Origin of the sequence: Microbacterium sufflavum (assembly GCF_023101165.1) — a bacterium.
In the GTDB taxonomy this organism is placed as follows: Bacteria; Actinomycetota; Actinomycetes; order Actinomycetales; family Microbacteriaceae; genus Microbacterium; species Microbacterium sufflavum.
Map to the genome: position 1 here is coordinate 1,782,716 of NZ_CP078076.1, position 17,104 is coordinate 1,799,819.

17 protein-coding genes are annotated in these 17,104 nt (G+C 71.1%); 9 read left to right on the forward strand and 8 right to left on the reverse strand.

Features of this window, described 5'->3' with window-relative positions:
• Positions 1-15: 15 nt before the first annotated feature.
• Together KV394_RS08730 and KV394_RS08735 are read left to right on the forward strand one after the other, a co-directional pair.
• Complete coding sequence (locus KV394_RS08730; RefSeq protein ID WP_247982821.1) at positions 16-3,495, forward strand: TM0106 family RecB-like putative nuclease; 3,480 nt, start codon at positions 16-18, stop codon at positions 3,493-3,495.
• Entirely contained in the window at positions 3,492-4,295 is an 804-nt protein-coding gene (locus tag KV394_RS08735; protein WP_247982822.1) for a GNAT family N-acetyltransferase, read from the forward strand. Before KV394_RS08730 ends, KV394_RS08735 begins: the two co-directional genes overlap by 4 nt.
• A gap of 172 nt (positions 4,296-4,467) precedes the next feature.
• On the opposite strand, the gene upp is transcribed toward KV394_RS08735, so the two are convergent.
• Complete coding sequence (upp, locus tag KV394_RS08740; RefSeq protein WP_136032000.1) at positions 4,468-5,100, reverse strand: uracil phosphoribosyltransferase; 633 nt, start codon at positions 5,098-5,100, stop codon at positions 4,468-4,470.
• An 80-nt stretch (positions 5,101-5,180) separates the two neighbouring features.
• On the opposite strand from upp, the gene KV394_RS08745 reads away from it, so the two are divergent.
• Entirely contained in the window at positions 5,181-5,636 is a 456-nt protein-coding gene (locus KV394_RS08745; protein WP_247981259.1) for a nucleoside deaminase, read from the forward strand.
• Between the two features lie 34 nt (positions 5,637-5,670).
• Here the strand turns inward: KV394_RS08745 and KV394_RS08750 are convergent, their stop codons facing one another.
• The gene (locus KV394_RS08750) at positions 5,671-6,642 is read right to left on the reverse strand and encodes a cation diffusion facilitator family transporter (protein ID WP_136031996.1); all 972 of its coding nucleotides are present in this window, start codon (positions 6,640-6,642) and stop codon (positions 5,671-5,673) included.
• Positions 6,643-6,701: 59 nt separating this feature from the next.
• Between KV394_RS08750 and proC the strand changes: the two genes are divergently transcribed.
• Both proC and KV394_RS08760 read left to right on the forward strand, forming a co-directional pair.
• Positions 6,702-7,541: a pyrroline-5-carboxylate reductase gene (gene proC / locus KV394_RS08755; RefSeq protein WP_136031994.1), complete on the forward strand. Its 840-nt coding sequence runs from the start codon at positions 6,702-6,704 to the stop codon at positions 7,539-7,541.
• Between the two features lies 1 nt (position 7,542).
• Complete coding sequence (locus tag KV394_RS08760) at positions 7,543-7,830, forward strand: DUF1905 domain-containing protein (RefSeq protein ID WP_247981260.1); 288 nt, start codon at positions 7,543-7,545, stop codon at positions 7,828-7,830.
• Positions 7,831-7,842: 12 nt separating this feature from the next.
• On the opposite strand, the gene KV394_RS08765 is transcribed toward KV394_RS08760, so the two are convergent.
• The 4 genes from KV394_RS08765 to KV394_RS08780 form a co-directional block, all read right to left on the reverse strand.
• Entirely contained in the window at positions 7,843-9,435 is a 1,593-nt protein-coding gene (locus tag KV394_RS08765; protein WP_247981261.1) for a hypothetical protein, read from the reverse strand.
• Positions 9,417-10,193, reverse strand: a complete 777-nt coding sequence (locus tag KV394_RS08770) for an ABC transporter ATP-binding protein (RefSeq protein ID WP_247981262.1) — start codon at positions 10,191-10,193, stop codon at positions 9,417-9,419. The genes KV394_RS08765 and KV394_RS08770 overlap by 19 nt, the downstream gene beginning before the upstream one ends.
• A gap of 69 nt (positions 10,194-10,262) precedes the next feature.
• Complete coding sequence (locus KV394_RS08775) at positions 10,263-10,934, reverse strand: potassium channel family protein (protein ID WP_136031985.1); 672 nt, start codon at positions 10,932-10,934, stop codon at positions 10,263-10,265.
• A complete protein-coding gene (locus KV394_RS08780) occupies positions 10,927-12,357 on the reverse strand; it encodes a TrkH family potassium uptake protein (protein WP_136031982.1) in 1,431 nt (476 codons plus the stop codon). The genes KV394_RS08775 and KV394_RS08780 overlap by 8 nt, the downstream gene beginning before the upstream one ends.
• Positions 12,358-12,449: 92 nt before the next feature.
• On the opposite strand from KV394_RS08780, the gene KV394_RS08785 reads away from it, so the two are divergent.
• On the forward strand, positions 12,450-12,863 hold the full coding sequence (locus KV394_RS08785) for an ArsR/SmtB family transcription factor (protein WP_136031980.1): 414 nt from the start codon (positions 12,450-12,452) through the stop codon (positions 12,861-12,863).
• A gap of 186 nt (positions 12,864-13,049) precedes the next feature.
• Here the strand turns inward: KV394_RS08785 and KV394_RS08790 are convergent, their stop codons facing one another.
• Positions 13,050-13,874 carry an ABC transporter permease gene (locus tag KV394_RS08790; RefSeq protein ID WP_240744584.1) on the reverse strand — a complete coding sequence of 275 codons (825 nt, stop codon included), beginning with the start codon at positions 13,872-13,874 and terminating at the stop codon, positions 13,050-13,052.
• Positions 13,871-14,797: an ATP-binding cassette domain-containing protein gene (locus KV394_RS08795; protein WP_168387252.1), complete on the reverse strand. Its 927-nt coding sequence runs from the start codon at positions 14,795-14,797 to the stop codon at positions 13,871-13,873. Before KV394_RS08795 ends, KV394_RS08790 begins: the two co-directional genes overlap by 4 nt.
• A 101-nt stretch (positions 14,798-14,898) precedes the next feature.
• On the opposite strand from KV394_RS08795, the gene KV394_RS08800 reads away from it, so the two are divergent.
• The 3 genes from KV394_RS08800 to KV394_RS08810 all read left to right on the forward strand — a co-directional run bounded on the left by KV394_RS08800 (position 14,899) and on the right by KV394_RS08810 (position 17,066).
• Positions 14,899-15,831, forward strand: coding sequence for a TetR/AcrR family transcriptional regulator (locus KV394_RS08800; RefSeq protein WP_136031978.1), 933 nt, complete (start codon positions 14,899-14,901; stop codon positions 15,829-15,831).
• Positions 15,832-15,869: 38 nt separating this feature from the next.
• On the forward strand, positions 15,870-16,799 hold the full coding sequence (locus KV394_RS08805) for a cyclase family protein (protein WP_136045437.1): 930 nt from the start codon (positions 15,870-15,872) through the stop codon (positions 16,797-16,799).
• Positions 16,800-16,874: 75 nt separating this feature from the next.
• Complete coding sequence (locus KV394_RS08810) at positions 16,875-17,066, forward strand: helix-turn-helix domain-containing protein (protein WP_116242548.1); 192 nt, start codon at positions 16,875-16,877, stop codon at positions 17,064-17,066.
• Positions 17,067-17,104: the final 38 nt, after the last annotated feature.

Genomic DNA, 17,104 nt, shown 5'->3' on the forward strand with positions numbered 1-17,104 from the left:
GAGAACGGGAGAATCGTGCGGATCGACACGGAGGCGCAGCGGGTCGTCTGGAGCGCGAGCGACCTCAAGGCGGCGGCGGAGTGCGAGTTCGCCTGGTGTCGAGCGATCGACGCGAAGCTCGGCCGCGTGCCGGTGGTCGAGGAGCCGGAGGATGCGACGCTGCAGCGGGCCGCGCAGCTGGGAGACGTGCACGAGCAGAACGTGCTCGACCGGTACCTGAGCGAGCTCGGGCGGGAGCGGGTGCACCGCGTCGACAAGATCCGCTCGAACGATCCTGAAGCTCTGGCCGCGGCCGTCGGCGAGACGATCGAGGCCCTGCGCTCCGACGCGCTGGTGGTGTTCCAGGCGGCGTTCGCGACGGAGGACTTCGTCGGCTTCGCGGACTTCCTGCGCAAAGACGCCGACGGGCGGTGGCGCGTGCAGGACTCCAAGCTGGCGCGGAAAGCCCGCGTCACGGCGCTCATGCAGCTCGCGGCATATGTCGATCAGCTCGATCGCCTCGGCATCCCCCGGGCCGACGAGGTCGACCTCATCCTGGGCGACCACAGCGTCAGCACGCACGCGGTTGACGACCTGCTGCCGCTGTTCCGGGTGCGTCGGGCGCGGCTGCGCGCGCTCATCGCGGATCGGGCCGTGGCCGAGGGGCAGGAGGGAGAGCCGCTGGCGTGGGGCGACGACCGCGGCGATCTCCGCATCGTGGCGTGCGGACGCTGTGCGACGTGCGAGGAGCAGGTGATCGCCCACCGCGACCTGCTGATGGTCGCGCGGATGCGGCCCGTCCAGCGCGCGCGGCTGCGCGCGGCGGGCATCGAGACGATCGACGACCTGGCCGCGGCGTCCGGAGCCCCGGAGGGCATGAACGTCGACACGTTCGAGAACCTCCGGTCGCAGGCGAAGCTCCAGCTCCGCGCCGATGCCGAGGGGGTACCGACGTACGACGTGCACTACGCCCCTGCGATCCACACGCTGCCGGTACCGAGCCACGGCGACATCTTCTTCGACTTCGAGGGAGACCCGCTGTACACCGAACCCGCCCCAGACGGAGAGTCGGAGTGGGGCATCGACTACCTGTTCGGGTGGGTCGACAACGCCGATCAGTACACCGCGCTGTGGGCGCACACGTTCGCCGAGGAGCGCCAGGCGCTGGAGACGTTCCTCGATTTCGTGAAGCTCCGCAGGGCCGCGCACCCGGGCATGCACATCTACCACTACGCGCCGTACGAGACGTCGCACCTGGTCGCGATGGCCGCCCGCCACGGAGTCCGCGAGGGCGAGGTGGACCGGTTGCTGCGCGAGGGCGTGTTCGTCGATCTGTATCCGCTGGTGCTGCGCACGGTCCGCGTGGGGTCGCGCTCCTACTCGATCAAGAAGCTCGAGCCGCTCTACATGGGCGACGACGTGCGCACGAGCGACGTGCAGAAGGGCGACGACTCGATCGTGCAGTACGTGGCCGCGCGGGAGCTGGCGGCGGCGGGCGCGCAGGCGGAGGCCGACGCGGTGTTCGCCGACCTCGCCGACTACAACCGCTACGACTGCGTGTCGACGAGGCGGCTGCGCAACTGGCTGATCGAGATCGCGCGCCGAGAGGGGGTGACGCCGGCGCCTCCGGACGACGCCGACGAGGTGATCTACGAGCCGTCGCCTCGCTCGCTGGCCCTGCTCGGTGATGCCGAGAGGGACGTGGAGGCCGGCGGCGACGGGCTCGTGCATCGGATCGCGGCGGCGGCGATCGACTACTTCCCCCGGGAGGCGAAGAGCTTCTGGGTGTCGCACTTCCAGCGACTCCGCGAGCCGGTGACCATGTGGGATGGCACGCGCGACGTGGTCAAGGTCGATGCGCCATCCTCGCGCGTGCGGAGCGACTGGAGCATCGGCGAGGGCCGGAGGGTCATGTCGCGCGAGGTCGAGATCCGGGGTGAGGTGTCACCGGGCACGACCCTCGGCCCCGGCGCTCAGCCGTTCGCGCTGTACGACGCGCCGGCGCCGTTCGACACCGAGGTGCCGTCGCGCGCCGTGCACGTGCCGCACACCGTGAGCGTGCGGGATGTGCTCGACGACGGCTATCTGATCGTCGAGTCGGCGGTGCAGGGGCAGACGTGGGACGAGCTGCCTGTCGCCCTCACCCCGGCCGCGCCCCCGCGGGTGGTGTCGCTGCAACAGGCGATCGACGAGTGGGCCGATGCGGTGCATGCGGCCGCCCCGGGGTTCCCCGACGATGCGGCGACCGACATCATCCGGCGGCGCCCGCCTCGCACGGTCTCCGGGGCTCCGCTGCCGGAGCCGGGGAGCGACACGATCGACGCGATCGTCCGCGGGGTCCTCGACCTCGATCGCAGCTACCTCGCCGTGCAGGGCCCTCCCGGTACGGGCAAGACGTACACGGGATCGCGGGTCATCGCGCGTCTGGTGAACGAGCACGGCTTCCGGGTCGGCGTGGTAGCGCAGTCGCACGCCATCATCGAGACGCTGTTGGAGCGGATCGTGGCCGACGGCGTCGCGCCCGCTCAGGTCGCGAAGGCCCCGAAAGACGACAGCGGCGATCCTTCGTACACTGTCATCCCCAAGAACGGCATGGCGGCGTTCCTCGCCGAGCACGAGCGTGAGGGGGCCGTGGTCGGCGGGACGGCGTGGGACTTCAGCAACACGCAGCGCGTGGCGCGCGGGGGCCTCGACCTCCTGGTGATCGATGAGGCGGGACAGTTCTCGCTCGCGTCGACGATCGCGGTCGCAGCCGCAGCGCAACGGCTGCTTCTCCTGGGCGATCCGCAGCAGCTTCCGCAGGTGAGTCAGGGGGCGCACCCCGAGCCGGTCGACACGTCCGCGCTCGGATGGGTGATGGACGGCGATCCCGTCGTACGACCGGAGTACGGCTACTTCCTGGCGCAGTCGTGGCGCATGCATCCGTTCGTGGCCGCCCCGGTGTCGCAGCTCGCGTACGCCGGCAAGCTCGCGTCTGCGCAAGGTACCGAGCGGCGGTCGATCGAGGGCGTCGACCCGGGGCTGCACATCGTCCCCCTGCGCCATCGCGGCAACGCGACCCAGTCGCCCGAGGAGGCTGCGGAGGTCGTCCGCATCGTGCGGGACCTGGTCGGTCGCCCCTTCCGCGACAACGATCCGGCGGGCTCCGCGCGGCCGCTCACCCCGGCGGACATCATCGTGGTCGCGCCGTACAACGCCCAGCGTCAGCTGGTGCACGACGCGCTCGAGGCGGCGGGCTTCGGTGAGGTGCCGGTGGGCACGGTCGACAACTTCCAGGGCAAGGAGGCCGTGGTCTCCATCACCTCACTCGCGGCGTCGAGCGGCCGCGACGCGCCCCGGGGGCCGGAGTTCCTGCTGCTGCAGAACCGGCTGAACGTCGCGATCTCGCGCGCCCAGGTGCTGGCCTACCTCATCCACTCGCCCGCGCTGCTCGACGATCTGCCCTACACGCCCGAGGGCGTCGCGCGGCTGAGCGCCTTCGCGCGGCTCGTGGGTGCGGCGGAGGAGGACTCATGACGCCGACCGATGCGCGGCCGAGTGCCGACGGCATACCCGCGGCAGAAGACGTCCTCCGTGCCGCCGCCGGGTGGGCGTGGTTCCCGCGGGGAAGCGAGCACGTCCGCGACGACCTGCTCCTCGTGCGCTACCCGGAGCGCTTCGGGGGCGGGGTGCGCGGCTCGCAGGTGTCGTCGACGCGTTCCGCCGCGGAGGTCGTGGAGCGGGCGCTGGAGCGCGTGGAGGCCTGGGGCGAGACCGTCTTCACGTTCTGGACGAACCCGGCCGACGAGCCCGACCTCGAAGAGGAGCTGGTGGGCCGCGGGGCCGAGCACGTCGACACCGTCACGGTGTTCGCCCGTCCGACGACTGAGGGCGCGGTCGATGTGCCGCCGGGCGTCTCGGTCGAGGTCGTGCGCACGGTCGACCAGCTTCGGGAGGTGGATGACATCAACGTCCCCGTCTGGGAGCAACGGCCGCTCGACGGCGACGAGCTTCGCGCCGAGTTCGCGGAGCTGACGGCCGCCCTCGATGCGGGCACCGGGTTCCGGGTGCTGGGTCGCATCGACGGTCGCGCGGTGAGCACGGGCGGGTGCACGATCGTCGACGGGTTCACGCGACTGTGGGGTGCGGCGACCCTCGACGGCGACCGAGGGCGTGGTGCCTATCGGGCCGTGCTCGCGGAGCGGCTGCGGGAGAGCGCGGCGCGCGGTGCGGCGACCGCGCTGGTCAAGGGCCGCGTCGCGACCTCGGCGCCGATCCTCGCCAGGGCCGGATTCACGCGGTACGGAGACGAGCGCGCGTACCGCCTGACGCGCTGACCCGCTGTGGTGGTGCCGTGCTCACGCGCTGACGCGCTGCCATGCTCGCGCGGTGCCGTGCTGACGCGCTGCCGCGCTGCTGTGCTCCCGCGCTGTCGTGCTGACGCGCTGCCGTGCTGCCGTGCTCACGCGCTGACGTAGCCTCGGGCCGCCCGGGGTCGGGCCGCCCGGGTCAGACGGTGCCGTACAGGCGGTCGCCCGCGTCGCCGAGGCCGGGCACGATGTAGCCCTTCTCGTTCAGGCGTTCGTCGAGGGCACCCAGCACCAGGGTCACATCCCGGTCGCCGGCCATCGCCTCGATCGCGGCGACGCCCTCGGGGGTGCCGAGCAGGCAGATGGCCGTGACGTCTTTCGCGCCGCGGTCGAACAGGAACTGGATGGCCGCGGCCAGCGATCCACCGGTTGCGAGCATCGGGTCGATCGCGAAGCACTGGCGGTCGCTGAGGTCGTCCGGCAGCCGCTCGGCGTAGGTGGTGGGCTCGAACGTCTCCTCGTCGCGGACCATGCCGAGGAAGCCGACCTCGGCGGTCGGGAGCAGCTTCACGAGGCCTTCGAGCATGCCGAGGCCGGCGCGCAGGATGGGGACGACGATGGGGCGCGGCTCGGAGATCTTGACGCCCGTGGTGGTGGTGACCGGGGTCGTGATCTCCACCGGCGACACCTTCACGTTGCGCGTGGCCTCGTACGCCAGGAGGGTCACGAGCTCCTCCGTCAGCTGCCGGAACACGGGCGACGGGGTGCGCGCGTCGCGCAGCACCGAGAGCTTGTGGGTGATGAGGGGGTGGTCGGCGACGTGAACACGCATGGATACAGGCTAATGCGCCGCGACCGCGCGCACGACATCGGTCCTCCGGGGCGCCGCTGGCGCTGCCGTAGGCTCGACGCATGACCGCCGCCGACCGCACTGCGATGCAGCGCGCGCTCGTGCTGGCCGCGGAGGCCGCCGCAGACGCCGAGATCCCGGTGGGCGCCGTGGTGCTCGACGCCCAGGGGCGGATGCTCGCGGAGGGCCGCAACACGCGGGAGACCACGCTCGACCCGACCGGTCACGCCGAGGTCGTGGCCCTGCGGGCGGCCGCGGCGGCGCTCGGCTCGTGGAACCTCGACGGCTGCACGCTCGTGGTGACGCTGGAGCCGTGTCTCATGTGCGCCGGCGCGATCCTGCAGGCGCGCGTCGGGCGCGTGGTGTTCGGCGCGTGGGACGACAAGGCGGGTGCGGCCGGGTCGATGTACGACGTGCTGCGAGACCGGCGTCTTCCCTACCGTGCGGAGGTCATCGGCGGGGTCGACGAAGAGGCGTCCACCGCGCTGCTGCGTGACTTCTTCGCGCAGCGGCGGTGACTGCCGGGTCGGATCACTGCGCGACCGCCTCGCCTCAGTCCGAGGACTTGAGCACGAACACGTCCGTCGAGGGCTCCGGGTCGATCGCGGGGCGGTACACGTCGGGCTCGATGTAGACGACGCGCGCCACCGGAACGGCCTCGCGGATGCGGCTCTCGATCGCGTCGATGTCGTCGGCGACCTCGCGCAGGGGCTTGTCGGCGTTGAGGGCGATCTTCGCGGCGACCATGAGCTCGTCCGGCCCGAGGTACAGGGTCTTCAGGTGGATGATCTTCTCGATCTCCGGGCCGTCCGTGATCGCGTCCACGATGCGGTCCTCGTCGGCCTGCGTGGCTCCCTCGCCCACCAGGAGGCTCTTCGTCTCGACGCCGAGCACGATCGCGATCAGTACCAGCAGCACGCCGATCATGACGGTGCCGAGCGCATCGAAGAGGGGGTTGCCGGTGAGGAGGGTGAGGCCCACGCCGAGCAGCGCGAACGTCAGACCGGTCAGGGCGCCGACGTCCTCGAGCAGCACGACCGGAAGCTCGGGGGCCTTGGCGCGCCGCACGAACGACCGCCACGACTGGCCCCGGTCGCGCACGAGGTTGCTCTCCTTCACGGCGGTGCGCAGCGAGAACGACTCCAGGCCGATCGCGATCAGCAGCACGACGAGAGGCAGCCACCACCAGGTCTTGTCGAGCTCGTGGGGGTTCGTGAGCTTCTCGACGCCCTCGTAGATGGCGAAGAGGCCGCCGACCGAGAACAGGATGATCGAGACGACGAAGGCGTACACGTAGCGTTCGCGTCCGTAGCCGAACGGGTGCGCGCGGTCGGCTCGGCGCTGGGCCTTGCGTCCGCCGAGCATGAGGAGGAGCTGGTTGCCCGAGTCGGCGACCGAGTGGATGGCCTCCGCGAGCATGGAGGCGGAGCCGGAGAGGGCCCACGCGAGGAACTTCGCGAGAGCGATGCCCAGGTTCGCCAGGAACGCCGCGACGATGGCCTTGCTTCCTCCGGATGCACTCATGCGTCGAGTCTAGAACCGCCGGTCGGGGGACGCCGGAGCGCCCGCCGTAGGATGACCACATGGCTGACTCACTTCCCTCCCTCGCGTTCCTCGGTGCCGGTTCGATGGGCGGGGCGATCCTCCGCGGCGTGCTCGCATCGGGCGTCCCGGTCGACGGCGGGATCACCGCGACGAACCGCACGACGGAGAAGGCGGCGTCGTTCGATGGGCTCGACGGGGTGACCAGCATCGCGCTGTCCGAGCGGCCGGAGGGCAACGCCGAGGCGGTGTCGGGCGCCCGGATCGTGCTGGTGGGCGTCAAGCCCGCGATGGTGCCGGAGCTGCTGCGCGAGATCGCTCCGCACCTGACCGCCGACACGATCGTCGTCAGCCTCGCCGCCGGGGTCACCCTGCAGACGTTCGCCGACCACCTGGGCACCGGAGCCCGCGTGATCCGGTCGATGCCGAACACGCCGTCGACCGTCCGCAAGGGCGTGACCGGCCTCGCCGCCGGGGCCGCGGCGACCGCGGACGACGTGGCGCTTGTGCGACGCCTGTTCGAGACGGTCGGCGCGGTGATCGAGGTGCCGGAATCGCAGATCGACGCGCTGTCCACGATCTCCGGCTCGGGCCCCGCGTACGTGTTCCTCCTGATCGAGGAGGTCACCACGGCGGCCATCGGGATGGGGTTCACCGAGGCGGATGCGCGGCTCATGGTCGAGCAGACCTTCATCGGTGCGACCGCCCTGCTCGACGCGTCGGGCGAAGACCCGGCCGAGCTGCGGCGCCGTGTGACCAGTCCCAAGGGCACCACCGAGCGCGCGGTCGCCGTGCTGCAGGACGCCCACCTCGACCGGACCTTCGCCGAGGCTGCCGCGGCCGCGCTCGCCCGCGCGAAGGAGCTCGCGGCGGGGGCGTGACATGCGGCTGCGGGTCGAGGGGGAGATCTGGTTCTGGCGCGGGCCGGCGCCGTTCCACTTCGTCACGGTGCCGCCGGTCGAGAGCGCGATGATCCACGATGTCGCCGCCGTCGTCACCTATGGCTGGGGCATGATCCCCGCGACGGTGACGATCGGCGGCACGACCGTGACCACCGCGCTGTGGCCGAAGGACGGCGGCTACATCGTGCCGATCAAGAAGGTGCTGCAGGATCGGGAGGAACTCGGCGTGGGCGACGCGGTCGAGGTCGTCCTCGACATCGACGCCTGACCCCCGCGGGGCTCAGCTCTCGCTCGACACCTCCGCGAGCACCTCCGGCCACCGCCGTTCGAGCGTCTTGCCGCCCAGCACGGCCCCGCCCCACACGGCGGCGGTCCCGATCACGACCGCACACGCCAGACTCACCCAGCCCAGCGGCGGCATCCAGATCGCGGCGATCCCGAAGCCCAGAGCCGGGCCGCCCAGGATCAGCGTGATCGGCGACATGATCAGCATCGCGAGGAAGGACTGTGCGCCGCCCGCCGATCCGCGACCGAACGGGTTCGCCTCGGGAGCGGGAGCGCGACCGGGGAGGAACGCGCCCACCCACGCGCCCGCGCCGGCCGACACCGCCATCAGGCCGAGCGCCGCGCCGAGGCTCGCGGGCAGCAGGTCCGGTCGTCCGGCGACCAGGCACGTCGCCACGCACAGGGCGATCGTGACCGGGAGGCCGATCAGCCCGAAGCCGAGCAGCCGTCCCGCCCGGTCTGCGGTGCCGCTGACACCGGTCAGGATGTGCAGGGCGACCGCGTCGTTGTCGTAGGCGATGGCCAGCTGCACGATGCTCCCCGCGAGGAGAGCGTTGATGGCCGGGATCAGCACGATGGCGGGAGCGAGTCCCACGGACTCCTCCCGCAGGCCGTTCATCACGGCGAGACCGAGGAAGATCGCGGGCAGGATCAGCAGCATCACCACATTGACGACCTGGCGCGGGTCGCGGCGGAAGTAGTGGAGCGTGCGGCCCGCGATCGCACCGACCGGTCCCGCCGGCAGCATCCGGTCGAGCAGGCCGCCCGAGCGGACCCGGCCGCCCCCGCTGGACACGAGGGGTGCCGTGAGGCGGGCGTCGAGGTGGACGCGGGCCGCGACCCAGAGGAGCACGACCGTGCCGACGGCGATGAGCAGCCGGAGCAGTGCGACCCCCACCGCCCCCTGCGCGAGCGCCGCGGGAACCCCGAACACGGCGGCGACCGGGGTCCAGGCGGCGACCTCGGCCACGGTGGCGAACGCCCCGCCGACGTCGTGCACGGTCGTCAGCGCCTGGAGCCCGATGTTCAGCAGCAGTCCGGACGACGCCAGCAGCACGACACCCACCGTGAGCACGAGGTCGCGGGTGCGGCGCCGGGCGAGCCACTTCCCGAGCAGCCCGCTCACGACGCGGGCGCCCAGCACGCAGGTCGCCAGGGCCACCGGGATGAGGACGAACGCGGCGAGCAGGGCGAGCACGTCGACCGACCAGCCGAGGAGCATCAGCAGCAGGGCGAGTGCGGTGCCGATGCCGCCGATCGTGGTGACGCCCGCGACCACGAGCCCCGGGAGCATCCGCTTCGCCGTGACCGGCAGCAGGGCGAACCGGTCGGGCGCCAGGGCGTCGTCGCCGCTCACGAGGATCGACCCGATCCACCAGCCGAGCACGATCACGGCTCCCGTCAGCACGAGCGCGGTCACGGCGGCGTCTGGCGCACCGATCCGCAGCAGCACGACCCCCACCGTCAGGGTCGCGAGGATGCCGACGGCCAGGAGGCCGACCACGACGAGCGTGACGATCATCCACGGGTTGCGCGCGAGCTGGTGACCGAGCTGACGCAGCCGCAGGCCTACGAGGAGCGCAACCATGCGAGCGTCTCCGTTCCCAGGTCGTGGGCACCGACGAGCGACAGGAAGCGCTGCTGCAGCGTCATCCCGGCTCGGACCTCGTCGAGTTCTCCGTGCGCCAGCAGTCGCCCCTCGGCGACGATCGCGACGCGGTCGCACATCGACTCGACCAGCTCCATGACGTGACTGGACAGCACCACCGTGCCGCCGCTGTCGACGAAGGCGCGCAGGATCTGCCGGATGGTCTGACCCGACACCGGGTCGACGGCCTCCAGCGGTTCGTCGAGCAGCAGCAGCCGCGGCGCGTGGATCAGCGCGCACGCCAGGCCGATCTTCTTGCGCATGCCGGCGGAGTAGTCCACGACGAGGGTGTCGCGGTCGTCGCCGAGGCCCAGCGCGTCGAGCAGCTCGCCGGTGCGGGTGTGCACCTCGGCCTCGGGCATGCCGCGGAGCAGGCCGGTGTAGCGCAGCAGCTCGGCACCCGTCAGGCGGTCGAGCATGCGGATCCCGTCGGGGAGCACACCCATGAGCGCCTTGGCCCGGGCCGGGTCCTGCCAGACGTCGTGTCCGAGCACCCACGCCGAGCCCGCGTCCGGACGCAGCAGCCCCGTCGTCATCGCCAGCGTGGTGGTCTTGCCCGCACCGTTCGGGCCGAGCACGCCGAGCATCGATCCGGCGGGGACGTCGAGCGAGAGGCCGTCGACGGCGACCTTCTGGCCGAACTGCTTGCGGAGCCCGCGGAGGGCGAGCACGGGAGGGGCCGGGGCGTGGTCGGTCATGGCCCCCATCCCATCACGCGGGAGTCGAGGGACGCATCCACCGCGAGGGGGAGTCGGGATGGGGCGCGGTCAGCGGTCCAGGGCGGCGAAGCGCTCGATATCGCTGTTGGTGCCCGACACGATGATGAGGTCGTGGTTGGTGACGATGGTATTCGCCTCGGCGTAGCGGAACGGCTTGCCGGGGCTCTTCACGCCGACGACGGTGACCTTGTACTTCGAGCGCACGCCGGACTCGTTCAGGCCGACGCCGCGGATGAACTTCGGCGGGTACATCTTGGCGAGCACGAAGTCGTCGTCGAAGCGGATGAAGTCGAGCATGCGACCGCTCACCAGGTGGGCGACGCGCTCGCCGGCCTCGCGCTCGGGGTAGATCACGTGATTGGCGCCGACGCGGGCGAGGATCTTGCCGTGCGACTGGGAGACGGCCTTGGCCCAGATCTGCGGGACCTTGAGGTCGACGAGGTTCGCGGTGATGAGCACGGATGCCTCGATCGAGGAGCCGACCGCGACGACCGCGACCTGGAAGTCCTGGGCGCCGATCTGGCGCAGGGCGTCGATGTTCCTGGCATCGGCCTGCACGGTGTGGGTGACCCGCTCCGACCACTTCTGCACGAGCTCGAGATTGTCGTCGATCGCGAGGACCTCGCGGTCGAGACGGTCGAGCTCACCGGCGCACGCCGCACCGAACCGGCCGAGGCCGATGACGAGGACGGGGGCGTCTCCGCGCAGGACTTCAACCAACGATCGGCCTTTCCACCGGCAGTGAGTAGTACTGCGTTCGCGACGTCGCGGCGACTGCCGCGGCGAGAGTCACTGTACCAACGCGCCCCATGAAGATGGTCGCGGCCATGACGTACGAGGCGGAATCCGGCAGCTCGCCGGTCAGGCCCGTCGAGAGGCCGACGGTGCCGAACGCGGAGATGACGTCGAACAGCACGTGGCTGATGTCGGCCTTCGTGATCTGCGCGATCACGATGGTCGACAGGGCCACGATGGTCGCTCCCCACGCGACGACGCTGAGGGCGACGCGCTGCACGTCGCTCGGGATGCGCCGCCCGAAGGCCTCGACCGACTGGCGTCCCTTCGCCTCCGACCACACCGCGATCGCGAGCACGGCGAGGGTGGTCACCTTGATGCCTCCCGCGGTCGACGCGGAGCCGCCGCCGACGAACATGAGCATGCTCGCCGCGAGCAGGGAGGAGCCGTTGAGATCGTCCATCTCGATCACGTTGAAGCCGCCGGAGCGCGTCATCGCGGAGAGGAAGAACGCCTGGAAGGTCGTGTCGGCGGCGTCCATCGACCCGAACGTCTTCGGGTTGTCGTACTCGAGGATGAGGAACGCGGCGGCACCGACCACGAACAGCAGCACGGTGGTGACGATCGTGAGCTTGGAGTGCAGCGACCACCGCTTCACGTGCCACACGTGCTTGGCGAGCGTGTAGATCACGGGGAAGCCGATGCTGCCGAGGAAGACGCCCACCATGAGCAGGAACAGCACGAGGTAGTCGTCGGCGAACACCGCGACGCCGCCGTCGTTGGGGGCGAAGCCGGTGTTGGTGAACGCCATGGCGGCGAAGTAGGGCGCCTCCCACAGTGCGGCGATCGGGTCGACCTTGGCCATCACCAGGGCCGGGTAGAGGAGCGCGGCGAGGGAGGCCTCGATGATGAGGGCCGAGACGGCGACCGTGGTGAGGAGCTGCCCGACCTCGCCCAGCCGCACCGTCTGGCTCTCGTTCACGACGCCGCCGTGCGCGCGCAGCGGGTTCGTGTCGCCCGCGGCCATGAGCTTGGCGCGCAACCCGAGGCGCTTGGAGATGAGCATGCCCATCAGCGAGGCGAGGGTCAGCACGCCCAGCGCGCCGATGTTCACGCCGATGAACACCAGGACGTGCCCGAACGGCGACCAGTGGTTGGCCATGTCCACTGTCGCCAGACCCGTGACGCAGATCGTGGAGACGGCGGTGAAGAGGGCGTCGCTCAGCGGCGTGACGGTGCGGTCGGCCGATGCGATCGGCAGCGAGAAGAGGACGGTGAAGACGAGGATCAGCAGCGCGAACACGGAGATCGCGAACCGCGACGGCGACGACGTGATGAGGTGCTTGAAGCGCCCGCCCGACCCCGGGAACCGCTGTCGGGGCGACGACGCCGAAACGATGCCCGACATCGCTGCCCCCTCGTTCGAATCCATCCGTGCACGACGCCGCCCGCCGAGCCCTCGTCATGGTACTCCGTGCCGGGGGCGACTACCCTGATGCCATGACGGACATCTTCGACGTGATCGCAGACGGTACGAGGCGCGACATCCTCCAGCTCCTGCTCCGGCGAACGTCCGAAGGCGAGTCCGGCACCAGCGTGAGCCAGATCGTGGCCGACCTGGGGATCAGCCAGCCCACCGTCTCCAAGCACCTCAAGGTGCTGCGCGATGCCGAGCTCGTGACCGTGCGCGAGGACGGGCAGCGTCGGTTCTACAGCCTCGCCGTCGAGCCGCTCGAGGTCGTCGACGACTGGCTGGTCCCGTTCCTCGTCGACGCTTACGGTGACGCGGCCCCGGACATCGCCTACCCGGGTGGTCTTCCCGATGGTGCGGCACACGCCGCCGAGGTGGTCGGACGCGCGGCCGCATCGGCCAAGCACGTGGTGACCACGGCGCTCAAGCGGCTCGGCGCCTGACGCGCGCGCAGCCGCGCCGGAACGGACATCGCCCCTGACGACCGGGGGGCATGTCGTCAGGGGCGATCCACGGACCCCAGCTCCGCAACGGACTCGGCGGTGCCGGCACAAGTCCTGCATCGACAGTGCCAGAGCTGTCTGGGCGACCGGCGTGCGGCGGCTATGCGCGGGCTGGACGGGACGGGCTCAGCGGCGGCCCGCCTTGCGGCGGAACAGCCACGCGCCCCACACGACGGCGACGCCGAGGATCACCACGCACCACAGCACCGCCCACCACGGCTGCGTTCCGGCGTCGGTGCCGAGGAGCAGGCTGCGGATGGTCTCGACGATCGGGGTGATGGGCTGATGCGCGGCGACCGGCTGCAGCCACTCCGGCATGCTCGCCACCGGCACGAACGCGCTGGACAGGTAGGGCAGGAACAGCAGCACGAAGCCGTAGCCGTTGGCACCCTCGGGGCTGCCGGCGGCGAGGCCGATCGCCGCGAACAGGTACGTGATCGCGAGGATGTAGAGCGTGATCAGCCCGCCCAGCGCGATCCAGTCGCCCGGTGACGCGGTCGGGCGGAACCCGACCAGCACCCCGACGCCGATGACGATGGCCGTCGCGACCAGGTTGCGCAGGACGCTCGCCACCACGTGCCCGGTGAGCACGGCTCCGGCGCGCAGCGGCATGGTGCGGAACCGGTCGATGATGCCGGAGCGCATGTCGTTCGCGACATACACCGCCGTGGAGGACGCCCCGAACCCCGCGCACGTGAGGATGATGCCCGGCACGACGTAGTCGACGTAGGCGCCGGAGGGGTCGATCGCCCCGCCGAACACCCACGTGAACATGAGCATGAGCATGACGGGCAGCATGATCGCCATGAGCAGTGATTCGCCGTCGCGCAGCGAGTGCCGCAGGCTGCGTCCGACGAAGACGGCTTCGGCCGTCAGCCCGCGCAGGCGCGGTCGAGGCGTCGGCGTGGGGGAGGCGTGCGGGGGCATCGGGGTGGTGACCGCGGTGTTCATGCGAGCTCCTCGAGGGTGGGTGAGCCGGCGTCGACCGGCTCTCCGGATACGGGCCGGCCCGCGGGGGACGACGTGACCGCCAGGAACACGTCGTCGAGGGTGGGCCGTCGGAGCGTGACGACGCCGTCGTCCCCCTCCGTGTCGAGCCGATCGAGGGCGCGCCGCAGCCCGGCGACCGTGCCGTCGGTCGGGATCTCGCGCCGCAGCTCTCCCCGGCTGTCGTGGAGCTCGACCGTGTCGCCGCCGATACGCGCCTTGAGCTCGGCGGCGGTGCCCAGCGCCGCGATCCGGCCGTCGTGCAGGACGGCGATCCGGTCGGCGAGCTGATCCGCCTCCTCCAGGTACTGGGTGGTGAGGAACACCGTCGTGCCGGCACCCGCGACCGTGCGGATGATGTCCCACAGGTCGCGGCGGCTACGGGTGTCGAGCCCGGTGGTGGGCTCGTCGAGGAACAGCACTTCCGGGGTCACGACGAAGCTGAGCGCCAGGTCGAGGCGACGGCGCATGCCGCCGGAGTAGGTGCGCACGGCGCGGGACGCCGCGTCGGTCAGTGCGAACCGGGCGATGAGGTCCTCGGCGCGGCGCCGCGCGGCCGCCCGCCCCAGTCCCGAGAGGCGCGCGAACATGACGACGTTCTCGGTACCGGTGAGGGCGTCGTCCACGGCGGCCGCCTGCCCGGTGAGGCTGATGCGCCGGCGCACCTCGTCGGGATGCGAGCGCACATCCCACCCCGCCACGGTCGCCGATCCCGCATCCGCGGCGGTGAGGGTGGTGAGGATGTTGATGGTCGTCGTCTTGCCCGCGCCGTTCGGTCCGAGCAGAGCGAAGACCTCGCCGCGGGCGACCTCGAAGGCGAGGTCGTCGACCACGGGCTTCGGCCCGAAGGCCTTGCGCAGGTCGCGCACCTGGATGGCTGTCTCCATCAGGATCCCTTTCTGTGTATCGCGAAAACTGTGTATGGGCAACGCAATTGTGTATGACGGTAACACACTGTTTATGAAATAAACAGAAGTAGGATGGGCGGATGACCGACATCGAGCCTCCCGAGCTCCCCCGGGGCATCGCCCTTGCCTGGGGCGTCGCGGCGAATCCCCAGCGCGGGCCGAAGCGGGAGATGAGTGTCGAGAAGATCGTGGAGGCCGCGGTGGAACTCGCCGACGGCGAGGGCATCGGCGCCGTCTCCATGGCAGCGGTGGCCGCCCGGCTCGGCTTCACCCCCATGTCGCTGTACCGCTACGTCTCCGCGAAGGACGACCTCCTGCTGCTCATGCAGGAGGAGGCGACCGGACTTCCTCCGGAGAGCCACCTCGAGGTCGAGGGCTGGCGCGCGCGGCTGCTCGCGCTGTACGAGGCCCAGATCCTCGTCTACCTGCGCCACCCGTGGATCCTGTCGTTGCCGATCTCGGGTTCGCCGATCACCCCCAACAGCTCCGCCTGGCTGGACGCCAGTCTCGCCGCGCTCGATGACACACCGCTCACCGCCGACGAGCGGATGGCCGTCGCCCTCGCGATCACCGGCCACGCTCGCTGGTGCGGCATCGTGCAGGCGGGGTACTCGGAGCAGTCCCGCTCCTCCGGTCTCTCCGCCGAAGAGGTGGCGATGCGGGAGGCGTCGCTGTTCGATCGGGTGATCTCGGCCGAGGAGTTCCCCGCGCTCCGCCGGGCGATCGAGGACGGCGTGTTCCTGTCGCCGGCCGATCCGTTCCGCTTCGCCGTGGAGCGCACGCTCGACGGTGTCGCGGCCTACCTCGACGGTCTCGATCGTGGGGAGCAGCACCGGGTCTCCGAGGAGTGGGTCGCCCTCGATGCGGCGGAGCTCGCCGGGGACAAGCGCCTCAAGGAGGCGCAGAAGGCCAGCCGTGATGCCGAGAAGGCGCTGCGCGCGGCGCGCAAGCTCGAGCGTCAGGCTCTTCGCGAGGCGCGCGAACGGGTGGCGAAGGCCAGGAAGTCCGGCTGAGCGACCCCGGCGCCGCGCCGGATGGGCAGGATGGGGGGATGACGACCGCTCCGCACCGCGCTCACTTCGATTTCTCGATCACGTTCGCCAACGGCGGCGGCATGCACGGGGAGGGGTTCCGCCTCGACCTTCCCCGGGAAGACCTCTCGGCCGAGGAGATCGGCACCCTGCTCGTCCGCCACCTGGGACTGGCGCTGGTCGACGAGGTGCACCTCCGCGACCTGCGCATCGTCGAGGAGCCGCATCGCGGAAGCCGCGGAGTCGAGGCACCGAGCGGCGGTGGGGCCGAGGACCGCATCGTGGATCTCAGCCACCCCATCGAGGCCGGGATGATCACCTATCCCGGGCTGCCGGCGCCGACCATCGCCCCGTTCCTCACGCGCGCCGCATCCCGGGAGCGCTACGCGCCGGGGACCGAGTTCGCGATGGACGTGATCACGATGATCGGCAACACCGGCACCTACCTCGACGCCCCCTGGCACCGCTACGGCGACGGCGACGATCTCGCCGCACTCGACCTGCGCACCCTGGTCGGCCTCCCCGCCGAGGTATTCCACCTGCGCGATGCCTGGTCGCCCGAGCGCCGCGGCATCCGTGCGGCGACCCTGGCGGACCGCGACCTGCGGGGCTCGGCGGTCCTCCTCGACACGGGGTGGAGCAGGCTCTTCGGCACGCCCGACTATGCGGAGGGGGCGCCGTACCTCACGGAGGACGGCGCCCGCTTCCTGGTCGAGGCGGGGGTGCGCCTGGTCGGGATCGACTCGCTCAACATCGACGACACCGAGAGCGGCGGAGAGCGTCCGGCGCACAGCATCCTCCTCGCCGCCGGCGTGCACGTGGTCGAGCACCTCACGGATCTCGACGCGGTGCCCTCGCGGGGTGCCCGCTTCACCGCGGCCCCGCCCGCGATCCGCGGGTTCGGCACCTTCCCGGTGCGGGCGTTCGCCACGGTGCCCGCGTCCCACTGATCACACGAGTCACATGGGTTTACACGCGTCCCAGGAAACCCATAGAGTGTGCACATCGAGAAAGGGGTACGTGGGATGCCCGAGGTTCCAGATGTCCGATTCCTGACGGTGGCCGAGGTCGCCGAGCTCATGCGCGTGTCCAAGATGACCGTGTACCGGCTCGTGCACTCCGGAGAGCTGCCCGCCATCCGCTTCGGCCGCAGCTACCGCGTCCCGGAGTCGGCCGTGGCCGAGGCGCTGCAGCGACCGATCGCCGACGCGGGTTGATCCGCAGGGCGGCGCGAGGCGGCCCGTGGGTTTGCTAG

Excerpts from the sequence above, each read along its gene's own strand:
- KV394_RS08735 (WP_247982822.1), top strand. The coding sequence starts at position 3,492 with ATGACGCCGACCGATGCGCGGCCGAGTGCCGACGGCATACCCGCGGCA.
- upp (WP_136032000.1), bottom strand. The coding sequence starts at position 5,100 with ATGCGTGTTCACGTCGCCGACCACCCCCTCATCACCCACAAGCTCTCG.
- KV394_RS08745 (WP_247981259.1), top strand. The coding sequence starts at position 5,181 with ATGACCGCCGCCGACCGCACTGCGATGCAGCGCGCGCTCGTGCTGGCC.
- KV394_RS08750 (WP_136031996.1), bottom strand. The coding sequence starts at position 6,642 with ATGAGTGCATCCGGAGGAAGCAAGGCCATCGTCGCGGCGTTCCTGGCG.
- proC (WP_136031994.1), top strand. The coding sequence starts at position 6,702 with ATGGCTGACTCACTTCCCTCCCTCGCGTTCCTCGGTGCCGGTTCGATG.
- KV394_RS08760 (WP_247981260.1), top strand. The coding sequence starts at position 7,543 with ATGCGGCTGCGGGTCGAGGGGGAGATCTGGTTCTGGCGCGGGCCGGCG.
- KV394_RS08765 (WP_247981261.1), bottom strand. The coding sequence starts at position 9,435 with ATGGTTGCGCTCCTCGTAGGCCTGCGGCTGCGTCAGCTCGGTCACCAG.
- KV394_RS08770 (WP_247981262.1), bottom strand. The coding sequence starts at position 10,193 with ATGACCGACCACGCCCCGGCCCCTCCCGTGCTCGCCCTCCGCGGGCTC.
- KV394_RS08780 (WP_136031982.1), bottom strand. The coding sequence starts at position 12,357 with ATGTCGGGCATCGTTTCGGCGTCGTCGCCCCGACAGCGGTTCCCGGGG.
- KV394_RS08785 (WP_136031980.1), top strand. The coding sequence starts at position 12,450 with ATGACGGACATCTTCGACGTGATCGCAGACGGTACGAGGCGCGACATC.
- KV394_RS08790 (WP_240744584.1), bottom strand. The coding sequence starts at position 13,874 with ATGAACACCGCGGTCACCACCCCGATGCCCCCGCACGCCTCCCCCACG.
- KV394_RS08795 (WP_168387252.1), bottom strand. The coding sequence starts at position 14,797 with ATGGAGACAGCCATCCAGGTGCGCGACCTGCGCAAGGCCTTCGGGCCG.
- KV394_RS08800 (WP_136031978.1), top strand. The coding sequence starts at position 14,899 with ATGACCGACATCGAGCCTCCCGAGCTCCCCCGGGGCATCGCCCTTGCC.
- KV394_RS08805 (WP_136045437.1), top strand. The coding sequence starts at position 15,870 with ATGACGACCGCTCCGCACCGCGCTCACTTCGATTTCTCGATCACGTTC.
- KV394_RS08810 (WP_116242548.1), top strand. The coding sequence starts at position 16,875 with ATGCCCGAGGTTCCAGATGTCCGATTCCTGACGGTGGCCGAGGTCGCC.